The sequence below is a fragment of the Streptomyces sp. NPDC001709 genome, assembly GCF_053596375.1.
Genome location: NZ_JBSFGB010000144.1, coordinates 1 through 1522, shown reverse-complemented (window position 1 = coordinate 1522; position 1522 = coordinate 1). Strand labels below are relative to the sequence as shown.

Annotated in this window: 1 protein-coding gene and 2 pseudogenes; all 3 read left to right on the top strand. The window is 67.0% G+C overall.

Going from position 1 to position 1522, the window contains the following annotated elements:
- A pseudogene (locus tag ACWC0C_RS48330) lies at positions 1-107 on the top strand (transposase); the annotation flags it as partial.
- Positions 108-334: 227 nt separating this feature from the next.
- The gene (locus tag ACWC0C_RS48325; RefSeq protein WP_450871547.1) at positions 335-1411 is read left to right on the top strand and encodes an IS110 family transposase; all 1077 of its coding nucleotides are present in this window, start codon (positions 335-337) and stop codon (positions 1409-1411) included.
- A 17-nt stretch (positions 1412-1428) separates the two neighbouring features.
- Positions 1429-1522: pseudogene (locus ACWC0C_RS48320) on the top strand (transposase); the annotation flags it as partial.

Sequence of the window (1522 nt, the reverse complement as noted above, 5' to 3'; positions counted from 1 at the left end):
GCGGCAGACGCAGTTTCACCTGGACCGATTACCGCGACCTGCTCGTCGCTGCCCACCAGCAGCTCGGCGCGCCGATCGTGCTCATATGGGACAACTGTGAGACTCATGGGGCGTCGTCCGGGGCCAGGGTCTGACCCGTGGGACAACTGGCCGTAGCTGCCTTGTTCAGGATCTGTCGGCCCTGGTCCCGGGCGGTGCTTGCTGCCGCCGGGCCAGCGGGCGTGTCCCAATAGGGGCCTTGCCACACAAGGCACCGTCACAGTTCTGACCGCCCACCGGCCCGGCGTCGGCCACAGCCCCGTGCCGATCGAGGAGCCGCGTGACCATCACCAGCATGCCCCAGCCGACTCTGCCCCCAAAGCCGGAAGAACCGCCGGCAGAGGACGTGATCTTGGGGGTGGATACCCACAAGGACGTGCATGTCGCCGCTGTGATCACCGCGCTCGGGGTACTGCTGGCCCACCAACAGTTCCCGGTTACCGCCGTCGGATACCGCCAACTCCTGGCCTGGGCACGCTCTTTCGGTGCCCTGCGCCGAGCAGGTGTGGAGTGCACCGGATCCTACGGAGCGGCCCTGGCACGCTTCTTGAGCTGCGAGAACATCCAAGTCATCGAGGTCAATCAGCCGGACCGTGCCCTGCGCCGCAACCGCGGCAAGACCGACGCCGTCGATGCGGAGGCCGCCGCCCGCGCGGTGCTGTCCGGACGCGCTGACGTCACGCCCAAGACCGGTGAGGGCCCAGCGGCCGACATGCGCGTGCTCCGGCTGGCGAAGGAATCGGCCGTCAAGGCCCGCACACAGGCAAAGAACCAGCTCAAGGCCGTACTTCTCGGCATCGATCCCGAGCTGCGCGAGAACCTGTGCAGCCTCAGCAACACAGCCCTGATCACCACGTGTGCCGACCTTCCCGACGCCGGCAACGCAGCCGTCTTCACTCTCCGGCTGCTGGCCCGGCGCATCCAGCAGTTGACCGCCGAAGTGAAGGAACTCGCCCGCCGGATCACCGCGGCTGTGCGTCGCCGCCATCCGCAGCTCCTGGACATCGTCGGCGTCGGGCCCGACAGCGCCGCTGCCCTTCTGATCGCCGCTGGCGACAACCCGGAAAGGCTGGCCAGCGAAGCATCATTCGCGGCTCTGTGCGGCGTCAGCCCCGTCGAGCAGTCTTCCGGAAAGACCCAGCGTCGCAGGCTGAACCGCGGAGGAAACCGGCAGGCCAACGCCGCCCTCTACCGCATCGTCGTGACTCGACTACGCCGTGATGCCCGGACACGTCTCTACCTCGAACGACGCACGAAACAGGGCATGTCGAAACGCGAGATAATCCGCTGTCTCAAACGCTACGTCGCCCGTGAGATCTACGGCCAGATCCAGCCGCCGCCATCCCGCCCTGCCTCGTCTCCTGCCGCTTGACGCAACATAGGGGCATCCTGAACGTCCACAGAGACCGCCGGCTGCGGGCGTTCATGGACACCCACGACTGGATCACTTGCTACTTCCTGCCGGCCTACGCACCCGACCTGA

Excerpts from the sequence above, each read along its gene's own strand:
- ACWC0C_RS48325 (WP_450871547.1), top strand. The coding sequence starts at position 335 with ATGCCCCAGCCGACTCTGCCCCCAAAGCCGGAAGAACCGCCGGCAGAG.